This window comes from Thalassotalea ganghwensis, assembly GCF_053485795.1.
The window spans coordinates 47689-64063 of sequence record NZ_JBQRUM010000014.1; the positions used below are offsets into that span (position 1 = coordinate 47689).

Annotated in this window: 9 protein-coding genes; 4 read left to right on the forward strand and 5 right to left on the reverse strand. The window is 39.5% G+C overall.

The features are described from left to right. Window positions 1–174: 174 nt before the first annotated feature. Together ACSLUH_RS14135 and ACSLUH_RS14140 are read right to left on the reverse strand one after the other, a co-directional pair. Entirely contained in the window at window positions 175–2133 is a 1959-nt protein-coding gene (locus tag ACSLUH_RS14135) for a collagenase (protein WP_448568095.1), read from the reverse strand. A gap of 182 nt (window positions 2134–2315) precedes the next feature. Beyond that, a complete protein-coding gene (locus ACSLUH_RS14140) occupies window positions 2316–4298 on the reverse strand; it encodes an alpha/beta hydrolase family protein (RefSeq protein WP_448568097.1) in 1983 nt (660 codons plus the stop codon). A 211-nt stretch (window positions 4299–4509) separates the two neighbouring features. On the opposite strand from ACSLUH_RS14140, the gene ACSLUH_RS14145 reads away from it, so the two are divergent. Continuing rightward, entirely contained in the window at window positions 4510–5784 is a 1275-nt protein-coding gene (locus ACSLUH_RS14145) for an ABC transporter substrate-binding protein (protein ID WP_448568099.1), read from the forward strand. Between the two features lie 56 nt (window positions 5785–5840). Beyond that, window positions 5841–8519, forward strand: a complete 2679-nt coding sequence (locus tag ACSLUH_RS14150; protein WP_448568101.1) for an ATP-binding protein — start codon at window positions 5841–5843, stop codon at window positions 8517–8519. Between the two features lie 90 nt (window positions 8520–8609). Here ACSLUH_RS14150 and ACSLUH_RS14155 read toward each other — a convergent pair whose 3' ends face one another. Further along, window positions 8610–10208, reverse strand: coding sequence for a GMC family oxidoreductase (locus tag ACSLUH_RS14155; RefSeq protein ID WP_448568103.1), 1599 nt, complete (start codon window positions 10206–10208; stop codon window positions 8610–8612). Between the two features lie 422 nt (window positions 10209–10630). Between ACSLUH_RS14155 and ACSLUH_RS14160 the strand changes: the two genes are divergently transcribed. Both ACSLUH_RS14160 and ACSLUH_RS14165 read left to right on the forward strand, forming a co-directional pair. Next, window positions 10631–11116, forward strand: a complete 486-nt coding sequence (locus ACSLUH_RS14160) for a YfiR family protein (protein WP_448568105.1) — start codon at window positions 10631–10633, stop codon at window positions 11114–11116. Window position 11117: 1 nt separating this feature from the next. After that, window positions 11118–12716: a HAMP domain-containing sensor histidine kinase gene (locus tag ACSLUH_RS14165; protein ID WP_448568107.1), complete on the forward strand. Its 1599-nt coding sequence runs from the start codon at window positions 11118–11120 to the stop codon at window positions 12714–12716. A gap of 105 nt (window positions 12717–12821) precedes the next feature. On the opposite strand, the gene ACSLUH_RS14170 is transcribed toward ACSLUH_RS14165, so the two are convergent. Together ACSLUH_RS14170 and ACSLUH_RS14175 are read right to left on the reverse strand one after the other, a co-directional pair. Beyond that, window positions 12822–14765, reverse strand: a complete 1944-nt coding sequence (locus tag ACSLUH_RS14170) for a diguanylate cyclase (RefSeq protein WP_448568109.1) — start codon at window positions 14763–14765, stop codon at window positions 12822–12824. A 350-nt stretch (window positions 14766–15115) separates the two neighbouring features. Beyond that, a complete protein-coding gene (locus tag ACSLUH_RS14175) occupies window positions 15116–16231 on the reverse strand; it encodes a hypothetical protein (protein WP_448568111.1) in 1116 nt (371 codons plus the stop codon). Window positions 16232–16375: the final 144 nt, after the last annotated feature.

A 16375-nucleotide genomic window follows, 5' to 3' on the forward strand; every position in this document is an offset into this window, starting at 1 on the left:
ATATTCCCAGCTATGGGAAAGTGGAGTATTGAGCGAGGTTATAAAAGCTCAGCATTGGAGAATCTAATCGCAAAGCAAAGAATTTTGTCATCAGACGCAGCGCGTGGAGTTTAACGCTACGATTAAAAAAGCCATACACGTCAATGTGTATGGCTTAAAGTGAGCTAGTTAAATTTATTTGTTTTTCAGTGCATTGGCATGCCAATATTGCCAATGCATATGTAAACTATCTTCAACTAAGTAATCAGGTTTTAGATAATTTTTGTAGGTATAGCGATAAAATTGACGAGGTTTACGCTCATCTTCAGCTTCTTCAGATTTATCCAAGTTGGCGATATGGCTCTCCAGCCAAGCGGTAAATTCGTCACCATGGGCTTCACCAAGCTGCTCAAGCAACTTCTTATAACCATCGAAGTAATCAGTTTTTAAGAAGTGAGCCAGTTGACGATATTGCTCTGGATAATGCTCGTACATAAAACGTACCGCTAAATATCCCCACTGATAAACGCGATCTGCACCGTCTTTATATTCGGTATTAAAGACATCCATCAGCGATGGCCATTTTTCTTTTTCCAGTTTTTTCGCGGTTTTGAATGCTCGCGGGTTATCTTCAGCTTTAGAAATATATTCTGCCAAGCCCTCTGACCACCACACCATATTGCTTGGGAAGTGATTAAAGGTATCATATTTAACAAAACGGCCATCTAGATAATGGACATACTCATGATTTAAGTTCCAAACACCAAATTCAGGGCGGATCCAAAAATGCTCAAAACTATAAAATGTGGCAATGTTATCGGGGTTTTGTGTCGTACCTTCGATGTACATTCCACCATTATCAGTATGAATGTCAAAGGTCAGTTGTCCGTACTTATTGTACTGAGCATGATCATCAAAAATAACGACGCGTAGTTTATCGTTAAAGTCATTTGCGACAGGCTCACGATTGGTTTTAAGCTTTTCATGGAAGGTATCTTCCTGTGCAATGAGTTTACTGCAACTGTCATTGAGTTGTTGCTTTGTCATCTCTTGAGTCAATATATACAAGGTGTCAGAGCATACATGTTTAATTGGCAACGCCTCTTCAATCGTTGGACTAATACAACGCCCTTTTAATTCATCTTCCTGACACGAAGACTTGCTGCGAAAACTGGTAACAAGATACGGCACACTGTACTGCTCTTGCAACTCTGCTAACGATTTGCTGCTGTCTGCTGAAAGCGCCTGCCATAAAGCATCATCTAATTGTTTCATCGACTGCTCTTGCGGCAACGACATTTTGTCATCCTGCAACAGTTTTTGCTCTTCTTTAGAATGTTTATAGTAAGCATTCCAATATTGTTGATTATAAAGGTTGTAGTGGTTAGCTAACGCCCAACTCGCATTGTTTCTCGGCCATTCACTTTCTTTTCTCATCGCGTTAGTCGCTGTGATAAAGTTAAGCAACGATTTTTCTAATAACTGCTTATGTTGAACGCCATCGATAAACACGTCCTTATTTTTACGGCGAGCTTCATAAGGAAGTACCGCAGCAGCACGCAATACTTCCCATAAAGCATAGTCAACCGCTAAATCTTGCGACAATTCTGCCTCAGCATATAAATCGATTAAACCAGCCAATGATTCAATGTGCTCAACCACCAATGGTTGTAAAGGCTCAAGAAAATACAAACGATATAAAGCGACAGCATAGTTCTCATGAATTCTCGCAGACGCTGGTGTTACTTGCTTAAACTCTGGCATTGACTGAATAGCAAGTAATGCATTATTTAACGCCTCCGCACTCCCTTCTTGCCAATCTCCTATAGGACCAAAGCTACTGAACACCCTTAAATAAAACGATAAACGCTCGAGGCGCTGATCATTAATTTGCTCTGAGGAAGCTAAATAGGTGATGGCATTCGCCACCGCTTTTAATCTTCCTGGCTGGTAATGATCAAACGAAGTCGTCCATAACTGTTCGCTTTCGGCCGCTAACACATCGGTCACACTGCCTACTTGCAAAGTAGCAGCACTTTGCGGGGCGATTGAGAGCTGCTTATTAACTGAATTTGATGACGGTGTTTGACTACAACCTAATGTAGCTAATGAGACTGCAACCACTGCAGCCTTTAATAAAAACTGTGGTTTCATACAACGACCCAATATTATTAAAACACACCGATTGTATACAGAATAATATCTGCTTATCAAGTTTGATTTATTGGATCTATGTTTAATATTAATTTTAGAGATCAAATTTAGCTCAGATAATATTATCCTATCTGAGCTAATAAATACTCTATGATCAAGCTTCTCGATTTACTCATGACGCTTTATTGAACAAAAAATTCACCACCAGCTTCAAAACTAAAGACGCTCTCATCGATCGTTTTACTATAAGGTTCAACCTTACCACCTAGGCATTTCGCGAAGAACATTTCAGCAATTGCTTGATACAACAACGTTGCTTCCTCACTGGCATAAACATGTCCAGCCTGCTTAAAAACCCCAAAAGTAACCGGAATATCATTTTGCTTCATTGCTGCAACGATTTGACGAGGCTCATCGATGTTGACACGACTATCATTTACAGCGTGAAAAATTAGTGTTGGCTTAGTGATGCTTTTCGCTTTGAATAATGGCGAATGCTCCTTTAACAAGTTTCGCCCTTGCTCAGTTGTCACATCGCCAACACGAAAGCGGTATTCGTTTTTAAACGCTGCCCAATAATCTGGCAATGAATGATACAGTGAAATCAAGTTAGGACTTGCTGCAGTGCTAATACCACACGCTAATTTTTCAGGATAATTGGTTAATAATTGCAATGAGATATATCCACCAAACGATGCTCCCATAGAGCCTATTTTATCTTTCATGGCATAGCCTTTAGCAATTGCCCAATCAATGCTATCTACAACATCATTGGTAATATCACCTCCCCACTGCTTATTTCCAGCGTTTAACCAATGTTTGCCGAGCCCTGTAGAAGCTCTAAAATTTGGCGAAATTACCGAGTAACCGCGATTTGCTAACCACTGCTGCCACGTATCAAAGCCAGGTTTAGATTGATCCCATGGTCCCCCGTGAGCCATAACGATCAGCGGTGTCGGTTTATCTGGAAAGCCATCACCATCTTGGTCACTACCGTGAGCAGCAACAAAAGTTCCAACCAACGTCTGACCGTCCCGAGTTTTCATGCTAAAAGGTACTTTCTCAGTAAAATGGTAGCTCTTTAAACTAGGATACGCGTCGACAACTTTAGAAACTTCTCCGCTAGTGCTATCAATCAATACATAATAAGAAGCTGATTTTCCTGAGACATAAGCAGTTAGCATATTTCCATCGAGGGTTGATGAAATGATATCAACGCGCCCTTGGAAGTCTTGACTCAATCGCTTAAATAACGAAGTATGCTTAGTTGCTAAACTCACCCAGTCTCGTGATAAGTAGTCTACCGCATACGCTATAGGTTGACCTGTTTTAGGGATAACGACAACTTCTTGAATATCAGCAAGAGAACTTTGTGCCAATACTTCGCGACGCATTGTTTTATTATCCACTTTAACTAAGGCGGACTTATCTCGACCAGTAGAGTCAAGAATATAGAAGCTATTGCCATCAAGCTCAAAACCAATAAAAGCAAAATTTCGTGTATCCTCAAAGCCGATTGACAAGACGCTCTTTGAATCCTTGTCATTGATAGCGGTGATGGTAAATGCGTCCGTTTCAGCTTCTCTTGTCACTGCTAAACGGGGGCGACCTTGCAAGTCAGCATAAAATTCCGCAAATCCCTGCTCGTTCTTAAAAATTAGCTGACTTTTGCCACTTACAATATCAACTTGATACAAGTCGACATAGGCTTTGTCTCGTTGGTTATGTGCAACAGTGATCAGATTTGACTGCGCTAGCGACATCCCAATAATACTGGCACGCTCCCCTTCCCCTGGAGTTAACGCATTAACGCTATTATTACTAACGTTGACACTTAATAGTTGCCAACGTTCATCTCCGAAGTGGTCGGCATAAATAATGAGGTAATTAGGATTGTTTGACCATTGAAAACTGGTAAAATTGAAATCTTTCCCCAACTTGAGCGCTTTTGCTTGCTGTGGTGAAGAAGTCTTGGCAAGCATCAATACTTTATCGCCTTGGTGTTGAGCTTCATAAACCAACCTAGTGCCATCAGCATTAACTTTGACATCCCATGCATTATTCGGATTAGTAAAATCATGCCGTGGAATCAAAGACGTATCATTCTGCGCCAGCGAACTTAATGAAAAGATACTATATAATAGTAAAGCGGTGAGTTTCCTCATATTATTAACCTAAGTTTTTCCTATTGAGCTCTTTGCATTGCATAATAAATACCAAACCCTAAACCATTGTTTATTATGAATTTAAATAGTGAACAATCTTGGTTATGCGACAGACTTCCCATTATTGGGAGGTGAATTCCCAGCAAAGGGAAACATCCAATGCCTCAGTTTCTAAAATTTTATCTATACTGAAATCAGCGTAAGAAAAAAAATGGAATTAAACGTGGATAACAACAGAAGAAGTGCCTTAAAAACAATGGCTTTAGCAAGCGCTGCTGGGCTATCAATCACTAAAGCCCCTTATGTATTTGCACGCAATAAAGTCACGCTGCGGATACTAGGTACCCATGTCACCTTACAAGAAGAGCTTAAGCAGCAAGCAATGAAAGATTTAGGTATCAATCTTGTTTATGAGCCGAAAGGCAGTGCTGCTGTGCTACAAAAAGCGTCGATGTTTCCTGAGGCCTTTGATTTATATGAACAATGGTCAAACAGTATTAATGTGTTGTGGCGCTCTGGTGCCATTCAAGCCATTGATAAAAAGCGTTTAACTTATTGGGATGAAATCAATAGCTTAACCAAAGAAGGTAAAATTACGCCAGAAGCCAATATAGGTGCTGGTGATGCGCCTTATAAACTGCTGCATGTGCAAGCGGATCAAACCTTAGGAATTGAGCACACCGATAAGATAAGCTTTCTCCCTTACGTCCACAATGTCGACTCTTTTGGTTACAACACTAATGTCATTAAACAAGGTATTCCCTATGTCAGCGAAAGTTGGGGCTGGTTACTGGACAAAAAACACAGTGGCAAAGTTGGCATTGTTAACGCACCAACGATTGGCTTGTTTGATCTGGCTCTCGCTGCTCAAGCCAACCAATTAGTTCAAATAAACGATATTGGTGCAATGACCAATGCTGAACTTGATCGACTATTTAACGTATTGATTGACTATAAGCAGTCTGGTCATTTTAGTGGCTTTTGGACATCAGTTCCTGAATCAGTAAGGTTTATGAAATCCAACCGAGTCGTGATAGAGAGCATGTTCTCACCGGCGGTTGCTTCACTCAATGGTATGAATGTTCCGGTAACATATGCAGCGCCAAAAGAAGGATATCGCGGCTGGCATGGTGTTATGTGTTTATCAAGTGCCACCCAAGGCAAAGTCAAAGATGCCGCTTATGACTATATGAACTGGTGGTTATCAGGTTGGCCAGGGGCATTTATCGCGCGCCAAGGTTATTACATTTCTAACCCAGACCGCTCTGCTAAATACCTCTCTCAAGCTGAATGGGACTATTGGTACCAGGGAAAACCTGCAGCTCAAGATTTAAAAGGCACCGACAATAAGGTTTCGGTAAAAAAAGGGACAATTAGAACGGGCGGAAGTTACCACAAGCGTTTTAGCAATGTTGCTGTTTGGAACACGGTAATGCCAAGTTATGACTATAGTTTGCAAAAATGGTATGAACTCATTAATGCCTAACTTATCTCACCTGTCTATGCAGCTCATTACAACTCCGCAAGAGGTCGTTTCTCGATATGTTTCGTAGTTTAAAAGCACAACTGATCAGCGCTTTTATTGTCATCGCCGTACTATTTATCGGGCAAGAATATGTGACCTCACAAAGCCAAAATTTGCTCGCCGATGGACTTAGCTCAAGTCAGGAAATAGCGTCAGAGTTATTACATGTTAAAACACTCGAAAAAGATGTGCTCGATTTACAACGCAATGTTTTAATTTTTAAAAGCAGTGGCAGCGCTTCTGTGCTTAAACGTTTTAACGATATTATGGCTGACATTAACACTAAACTTGTCCAGACTGAGCAATTTCTTGATGCCCATGTAATAGAAGATGAACAAAAACTTGCCTTAGATAGCATGCGCCAGCACCTCAGTGACTATCAAGATAACTTTGATTCTGTGGTCTCGCTGCTCACCAAACGACAGCAACTATTTAACCAAGAAATCGAAAATCAATTTTATGCCTTAAAAAATAGTATTAATACCCTAAGTGCTCGACGCAGCTTGCCTGCTGATCACCCTGATCAGCTTACCTACGAATTGTTGCTTAATACAGCCAGTAATACCCAGTTAGCTGCCTACCAGTATTACTTAAATCCAACCGGTCAAACCATCGCCTCTTTTAGACGTAACTCATCACAATTATTAACGATGAGTAAAAGTTTAAATGAGCAGCCACTCAGTGAAGAAATAACTAAATTAATTGCCAACTTTAACTTATTAACACAAGTGACTCGCAACTATAACTATTTGGTTAATGTGGTGATGTCGGGTTCAGCGAATGAATTTTTATTTTTAACAAAGCAACTTGGTGATACGGTACTAAAACATAATGAACAACGAAATAAGGAATTGAATCAGGTTGTTAATGAGGCAATCTTAAGAGGAAAACTGATGTTCTTCTTAGGGGTTATATTTACGGCATTAATCACCCTTTACGTGTTAAAACGAATCATTGGCCCCATTCGTCATGTTACTAAAGTGTTTGATACGCTTGCAGCAAATAAATCTTATGAAGGCGAATTAACCACCCAACGCGAAGATGAAGTTGGTCTATTATTGCAATCTGCCGATGTATTTCGTGAAAAAAACCGCCAAACCCAAAAGTTGCTTGAGGAAGCCCAGCAACTTAATCAAGACTTAAATATCGCTAGAGAAAGTGCTGAAAAAGCAACCCAGTCAAAAAGTATGTTCTTAGCGAATATGAGCCATGAAATTAGAACACCGATGAATGGTATTATTGGCCTTATTGATCTGTTAAGGCTGAAAAACTTACCGGCTGAAGAAGCCGAATATGTTGAAAAAATTCGCTACTCATCAAATATTTTAATGAATGTTATTAACGATATTCTTGACTTTTCTAAAATCGAAGCCGGCAAACTTGATCTAGAGTATATTGCCTTTGAGCCAATTATCGTATTAGAAAACGTTATCGAAACGATAACGGTAAAAGCCGCCGAGAAAAATATTAATGTTCATTGCCGAATTCCCGCAAACACACCAAGGGAGATAATTGGTGATCCGGTTAGACTAAGCCAAATACTGTTAAACCTTGGCAACAACGCGGTTAAGTTTACCCATTCTGGCTATATTGCATTCACATTGACTTGTAAGCCATTAAATCACAGCAACAAGGTCCTATTTAGTATTTCTGTTGAAGATACCGGTATCGGGATAAGTCAGAGCAAACAAAGCAGTATTTTTGCTGATTTTACCCAAGCGGACGGCTCGACTAATCGTAATTATGGCGGTACCGGTTTGGGGCTTAGTATATCCAAATACCTGACCCAACTAATGGGCGGGCGTATTGAGTTAACATCTACCGAGGGGCAAGGCAGCACCTTTACCATTAGTATTCCGTTCGAACAAAAAAGTTCAACCATTAACCTCGTAAACGCAAATAATGACAGCACACTCTATGTTTGTGATATCGGCGATTTTTCAATCAAGATCAGTGATGAATTTGAACATTACTTTGCTCATACAAAATACATTGAGTTTGAAGAATTAAGCCAATTTCAACTTTTCGAACAGGATAAAAGCGCACTTCTTATCAACGTGAGCGGAAAAATTAGCGCTACGCAAAGAAAAACACTAAAACAACTTCAAGAGCGCAAGGTCAATCTAGGTTTTTGCTGCGATACCCACGCTTTTCACGCCTTAGCAGAAATTAACAAGCTGGGTAAAGCCCCACTTATTCAACACCCGTTATTACCAAGCAAGATTCATCGCTTTATTGGAGCACTATTAAACATTTCTTCTCAACCAACAGAAAAAATGACACATGAAACAAGTGAAGATATTTGTCAGTATCGAGGCCATGCTTTACTGGTTGAAGATAATGCAATCAATCAAGTGGTTGCCGGTAAGGTGTTGACAAGTTTTGGCGTTACCTTTGATGTTGCCGAAGACGGTGAACAAGCGGTAACCAAAATCAAAAACTCGCCGAATTATGATATTGTCTTTATGGATATCCAAATGCCGGTTATGGATGGCTACCAAGCAACGCAAGCCATTAGAGATTCAGGGCTTAAAGAGATTAAAATATGTGGTTTATCAGCTAATGCTATGCGCTCAGATGCTGATAAAGCCTATGAAGTTGGCATGAACGACTACATTACCAAACCGATAAAGCGCGACGATGTAGAAAAAATTCTCAAAAAATACTTAAGCGTAAAAACAATAGCCGCCGAGTAGGGATATATTCACCACTGTTTTTACTTTATCTTTAATTTTTGAGTACGAACAAACCTCACTTTGAGGTTTGAAAGGAGGCATCAATACCCGCTACCCTTGATTTTCCGATAAAATCATATCGACCGCTTTTTCAGCGATCATTATCGTTGGCGCATTGGTATTGCCAGTGATGATTTTAGGCATAATTGACGCGTCAATCACTCTCAAACCATCAAGCTTTTTAACCTTCAAGTTGTGATCAACGACCGACATTAGGTCACTATCAGGCCCCATCTTACAAGTTCCAACAGGATGATATTGGGTATCAGCCCTAGCGCGAATATCTTGCTCAAGCTGCTCTAGGTTGTTTTTATCTACCGGATAAAGCATACGACTGCTGACTTCTGCAAGACTACGATTTTCGAGAATATTCTGCATTTGTTGAGCCCCACTTAACATAGCTTGCATATCACAGGGGTTATTAAAATAACGAGGATTGATAGCTAAATCAGCTTCGGGGTTATTACTGGTTAATTTGACTTCTCCAGTACTTTGGGGGCGCATTAATGTTAGATGACAACTAAAACCATGCCCTAAATGCATTTTACGAGCATGGTCATCAACAATACCAACCACAAATACTAATTGCATATCAGGTGCTACTAGATTCTCTTTACTATAGAAAAAGGCGCCCGACTCAGCGATAGAACTGGTTAAAATGCCAGTTCGATGCTGACGCCACTGCGCTATTGCACTAATGAGTTTGGCGGCAAAGTTAACAGATACTCCAAAACTGTTATCAGAATGCTTTAGTTTAAAGCTTTGAATATAGTCAATATGATCTTGTAAGTTTTGCCCGACACCGGGTAAGTCTGCAACAACGTCAATCCCCAAAGACTGCAACTCTTGATGTGCGCCAATACCAGAAAGCATTAATAGTTTTGGCGAGCCAAAAGCACCTGCACTTAACAACACTTCTCGCTGACAATAAATTTCAACATATCTATGCCCTTGACGGTAGCGTACACCAATTGCCCTATTGCCTTTAAACAAAATCTTTTCCGTTTCAGCCTTGGTAATTACGGTTAAGTTTTTTCGATGAAGATAGGGTGTTAAATAAGCTTTAGCAGCACTACAACGCTCGCCATTTACTATCGTACGTTGATAATAAAAAACACCCGCTTGCTCGGCACCATTGTAATCAGGATTATGTGCAATCCCCTGTTCAATACAAGCGTTAATAAATCGCTCATTCAAATCACTTGCATAGGAAGGATCAGTGACATGCAGAGGCCCCGCATTCCCATGATAAGAATTATCGATATGATGATTATTTTCTGATCTAATAAAATATGGCAGCACCTCATCATAGCTCCACCCCTGATTGCCCATACGTGCCCAATTATCATAATCCCACTTATTACCGCGAACATACAACATTGCATTTATCGAGGAACTGCCACCAAGCACCTTGCCTCGAGGTTGATAGCCTTGACGCTGGTTTAATTGAGCTTGAGCTATGGTATTAAATGCCCAATTATGAAGTTTTGTCGGCACCAGTGCTGCCACACCTGCCGGCGCTTGAATAACTGCACTATCATCTCGACCGCCAGCTTCGAGCAAACACACAGAAATATCAGGATTCTCAGATAATCGCCCAGCAAGAACACATCCTGCCGAGCCACCACCAATTACGATGTAATCATACATAGGTTCAATTGCCTATTTTTTTTAACGCTACTATTGCTTAATTGTGCTCAAAAGCAAAGCATAATGATTAGGAGCCGTTGACCTTTGTTTAAAATTTATGCTGAGTGATAAAGTGACGTTAATCAAGGCTAAAGCTTTGAAATTTACTGGGCAAAACGATGAGATTTTAACCTCACAAGATCAACATGCCCTAATACCAATTGTTACAATCATAGTTTACGATTTTTTTACTAACTTTAGAAATACGCTATAGTTAGTAAGATAATTGATTTTTAGGAGGTTTTGTTCATTAACGCACCCCCACTTCTTTGCCTTAACATTAGTGACTGATGTTCATTAAATACAGGGTTTTTAGTAAATGTTTTAGCACATTGCTGCTGGCTATGTGTTTGGTGCCCCCTTTTACCCTAAGTTTTGAGTCAATGACAAAAGAAGATAAACTTACCGTCGCGTTTATCTATCAAATCACTAAATTTGCGCTATGGCCTACCTCGGAGAAAACACAACAAGAAGAGCTTCCTATCGCCTTATGCGCGGTCGGCAATATTTCAAAAGAAATGAAAAGTGGTTTTGAAGAAATTATCAATAAATACTCACAAAAAAGACCACTCACCTTTAGCCAAATTAGCGACGTTAATAATCTTGTCATCGAAAAACCATCAAATTGCGATTTACTCTATTTTCCGGCCAATTCTTGGCAAAGTTTATCGCAGCAACAATTAACGGCTCTTAGTAAAGCCTCGTTGACCATAGGTAAAGATAAGCAGTTTTTAAAATCAGGCGGACTGTTGTCGTTAATATTAATCGACAACAAAATGAAAATTTTTCTGAGCCACAAGGTACTAGCCAATTCTGATATCAAACTACAGTCTCGCTTTATCGCTTTAACGAAGTCGGTGGATGATTGATATGGCGGAGTTAAAGCAAATAAAATCATTTAAAGTTAAATTAATGCTCTTGATCACCAGCATTACGTTTATCGCATTATTGCTCGCCTCGATTGGGCTTTCATATTTGTTGGTGAGTAATTACCAAACGCACTTACACGATAATGCTAAAAATCGTCTGGAAATATTAGCGTTTAATATGGCACCTGCGCTTATTTTCGATGATAACGATGCGGTCGAACAACTTCTGTCGTCATTTAAAACTTCAAAAGATGTCGAATTAGCGATCGTCTTTAAAGCGAATCGTGAGAGAGATATTGTCGCTAATTATGCGCGGTCAGATTATCAAGCACTTAAGCAAGAGAATTACACCCAATACCTTACTCCTATCTATGATGATAATTACTTTAAATTAACCATGCCGATCATCTTTGAAGAGGAAACGATTGGCTTTATCTATCAACAATCCAATTTCGACCAATTAACACAGTTTAAGCAACAGCTTATTGTTATTGTTATCATTGTCTTTATTGTATGTCTATCGCTAGGTGTAGTGATTGCTTATCGTTTTCAGCGCGTATTATTAAACCCTCTTTTTCGCTTAGTCGACTTTACGCGTGATGTCATCAAGTCTAAAGACTATTCATTAAGAGTCAGCCAAGTAAGCAAAGATGAGTTTTCGATACTTTCTCGTAGTGTTAATTTAATGCTCGATGAAATAGAAACACATACGTTAAAACAACAAGAAATAGAAAATGAAATCCGCGTACTGAATCAAGAACTTGAAAATAAGGTAAAAGATAGAACCCTATTGTTGGAAAAAACCAATATTGATTTACAAGATACCGTCGATGAATTAGTACTTTCGCAGAAAAAACTCATTGAACAAGAAAAAATGGCGTCATTGGGTGCTTTAGTCGCTGGTGTCGCACACGAAATCAATACCCCTGTTGGTGTCAGCCTAACCTCGATTAGTTACCTCAATGAACTGACCAAAGAGTTATCAGTGAAATTTGAAAATAAACACATCAGCCAAAGTTACTTAGCTAACTATATCACTCACGCGATTGAAAGTACCGATATCAGCATCCACAATCTCACTCGTGCGGGAGAGTTAATTAATTCATTTAAACAAATTGCCGTAGACCAATCGAGTGACGAAGCCCGCAGTATTGTGCTGGTTGATTATCTCAATGAAATTTTATACAGCCTTAAACCCCAGTTGAAGAAAAAACAGCATCAGATCAGCGTTGAATGTGATAAAAGTATTAATCTTTACTGCCGAGTAGGTGCATTAGCTCAAGTGATCACAAATTTAGTGATGAATTCTTATATTCATGGCTTTGAGGGCATTGAGCAAGGCAAAATCACCTTAACTGCTCAGCAACAAAATTCTAGGGTAACTATTGACTATCGTGATAATGGTATCGGTATGACTCCTGCTAATTTAGCCAAACTATTTGAACCTTTTTATACCACTAAACGAGGTCAAGGGGGCAGCGGCTTAGGCGCACACTTAGTCTATAACTTAGTCACGCAAGCACTAAAAGGCTCAATCAGTGTGAAAAGTGAATTCGGTCAAGGGTTGCACTTTACGATTACGCTTCCCGTATCGTCATAACCAATAATGTAACTAACCTCAGTGCAATCGGTTATTAAAATGAATCTCACGCAAGTATTACACTGCGAATCGTTATCTATATTATGCTAAGTAAAGCATATTTCACTAGCCAATATCGACGAAGCTCAGTTCACCTTGCTGGTTAACCGCTCTGATGGCTCGATTTCTACCTGCAGACTTAGCTTGATAGAGCGCCATATCAGCAAATTCTAAATACTCATTAATTTCAGTCACTGAAATTGGTGTAGATTTTATCGCACTCACGCCAATCGATAGCGTCAATTTGATCTCATGCTCTTGATAAACGATAGGGTCTCTGGCAATGATATCTAAGAGCTTTAACGCTAATCTATTCGCTTGTTCCTCGGTAAGCTGATTAACTACCAAAAGGAATTCTTCCCCGCCAAGGCGGATTAAACTGTCATTTTCACGAACCACTTGAGTGATCCGTTTTGCAAAATCGACTAAAACCTGATCTCCAGCCGCATGACCATAGGTGTCATTAATTTGCTTGAATTTATCAAGGTCCAGCGCAAATAAGCTATAGCCGCCTAAAGAAAGCTTAGACAAACTTTCAACGACTTTGTGGTCAAAATAGCGACGATTAAAACATTTAGTCAAAGGATCAATAAAGCGCTGATGATCCAATTTCGTGTTTAATCCCGATAACTTCACATTCAACGCTTGAGATTTCCGATAAAGCATAAATAACAAAAACAACACTGTGGCAATCGTCACTGCCGCTAAGAAAAAGATTTTTTTCTGTAATGACTGGTTTTCTAATGTTATTTGCTTTCTAATGTTAGTTTCTGTTAATGCTTGAATTTTTCTATCTTTTTCTGCCGATTGAAACAAAGAGCGCGTATGATGCATACGGCTTTTGCGCTCTTCATCGAACGCCATTTGCTGAATCTCAACGTAATTTTTTAGTGCCTGGTGCGCTTCTTGATACTCACCAACATCAGCCATCGCAGAAGCCCAGCCATAATAATTGTTACCAAGTGCATCTCTATCTTTCACTTTTTTAAAATAACTGATGGCCCGTTGATATAACACTTTGGCTTGTTCAATTTTGCCTGTATAGGCATAGGCACTGGCTAGTAAACTTTCACTAAAAGCAATGGAGTTTTCGTTATTTAATGCTTTTGATATATCCAATGCTCGCTCTGCATGGCGAGTAGCTAGATCAAAATCTCCACGTCTAATCGCAATCGATGATAAGTTAGTTAATGCAGTAATTACTGAATACTGATCATTGCTTTCTACCGCCATCTTAATCGCTTTTTGGTAAATTTCATCGGCTTCATCATTACGGTTATCTTCTAGCAAGATATAGCCCCTGTTTAAATACAGAATCAACAAATTGGGCGAATCGGGATAAAACTTTTTCTCATAATCAATTGCTGCCTGATTATTCGCCAACGCATCATCATAAAAACCAAGTTCAGCCTCTGATAACGCTAAATTGGTATTTGCTGTCGCCTCGCGGTATAAATCACCATTTTTAATGGCGATCTCTTTGGCCACTTGCGCAGCCTCTACCACCTCTGTATGACGAGAGACTTGCAACATATGACTAGAGTACTCGATATTTATCCAATACCTTAGGATCGGGGATGCGGATTTTCTGGCAAACTGATACGCTTTTTCAAGCTCCAACCAATATTGTTCATAATCTTTTTTTGCCCATGAAGCTTGCCCTTTACAGTGTTCTCTTACGGCGAGTAATGAAGGGTGACGACCCATTTCTAGGATTTTTTGTTCGATAAACTCTAACGTTTTATTAAATTCGTTTAAATCAGGCAATAAGGTTTCTAAATAACAACGATACCCTAAAAAGTAGGCCAAATCATCGGCATTACTGTCAAGTGCGCGCAACTCAATAGCTTTGAGTTGTTTCAATGTTTCTTTTGTATCCAAGCCATACTTATTGGCTATCTGTTCAATATCATTATCGAGTGCAGAGTAATAAGGTATAGGCTCATCACCCGCTGCAGCAATAGAAAATGATAGGAAAGTGAGTACAAAAAATAAGTAAATACAGCGCACTAATGATTCAACTCCGCAGTAGCAAAAAGGTTAAGTAAAATGGGTTACTTACAACAAACTATAGCTTAACTATAGCGATTTACCTTGAATTATCACAAACTTAATACGCTAGTATCAGGCAGTTTGATCAACAATAACACCCTGAACAATTAGCGATTAACTTTTTATTCCTTTTTGTTACATTTCCCTCACTTTTAACGACGTAACATTGTTAGATTACCTCTATTGTCACCTTTTGTAAAAGTTTACCAAGAGACTTTTAGTTTAGGCTTTCCCCATAAAAAAACCGCCGAGGAGATAAACTCTTCAGCGGATTTACATTCCAGATAAAGAAATAGTAACCGTAAAAACTAGAACAACTTTTTACGAAGCATGGCCAGTACGGCGGTAGCAAATAATATCGTTAGTGGCGGCTCAGGTATGTCAGTGCCTTGGCGAGTATTGGTCGCAATAAATAGCTGCTCAAAACCGTTATTAATATTTTTACCGTAACCGTGCAATGCCCCTGAACAAATTTCATCATCCGCAGTTTTCAAAAATAAGTCTGGATCACATCCTAAACGCAAATCGATATTCAAAGTGTAGTTTGTCAACTCTTGCAACGTTAATGTATTAGCAAGCTGATAGAGCTGGTCGTTAAGCTCAGGGAATAAAACAGCATAGGCAACTTCATCACTCCCCAAGTTATGATTGATAGGCCCATCTGTTACTGGATAAGGCCCAGAACCATCACAAGCCACAGGTACAGGAATTAGTTCCGCTACTGTATTCAAACAAATAGGCCCCCCCGATAATACATAGTCAGTATTGGTATTCGTATTACCATCAGGTTCAGAATTATCTGAGGTATAACTCGTAACGTCCCCCATAAACGTGCCGCCACCATCTTGAGTAACCAAATTATATGCGCTGTTATTGTTGGTTAAATCATAAACGCCGACCACACCACCATTGTCATCACTCACTGTGATACGCATCCAGGCAGCTAAACTCTGTAAATTACCACCGTTTAAGTTGTTATTGTTAAACATAAAGACCATGTCGTCGCCATTAAGAAAACCTAAGAGGGCGCTTAAGGTGGTGTCCCATGTATTATCACTATCTCCAAAAAACTCATTAGCAGAATTGGGATCTAGCACTGTTCCTGTACTAAAAAAATTAGAACCAGACTCTCCACTGGGGGTTGCATAGGCATCGTCCATGCCAGCAATATTGGTCGTTACCCCAGTGCCAGAAGAGCCTGTAGCAACGACAATAAGATCTTGAATATGACCAGGTGTCGACGCAACGTGAAAATCACATCCTGGTCCAGTACATCCGTCTTGAATTTGTGCAATCGGTAGCGAGTAAGATTGGGCATCACCATACTGAACATAACCAACACCCGACAAATCAATTACACCAGCGTTGGCATTGTTAGCAGTTATCAATAACAGAGCACTGCTAAGACAAAGCAATTTTTTCATTATCAAAATCCTTCTTCTATAGCTTTTTTAAGTGGAGGAGCATAAAAACTAACGCTTACTTAAATTGCACATGCATACAATAAACCAGTTTTTAAAACTGGACACTTTTCAAACAGTTGTACTATAGAGTAATTACTAAAATTT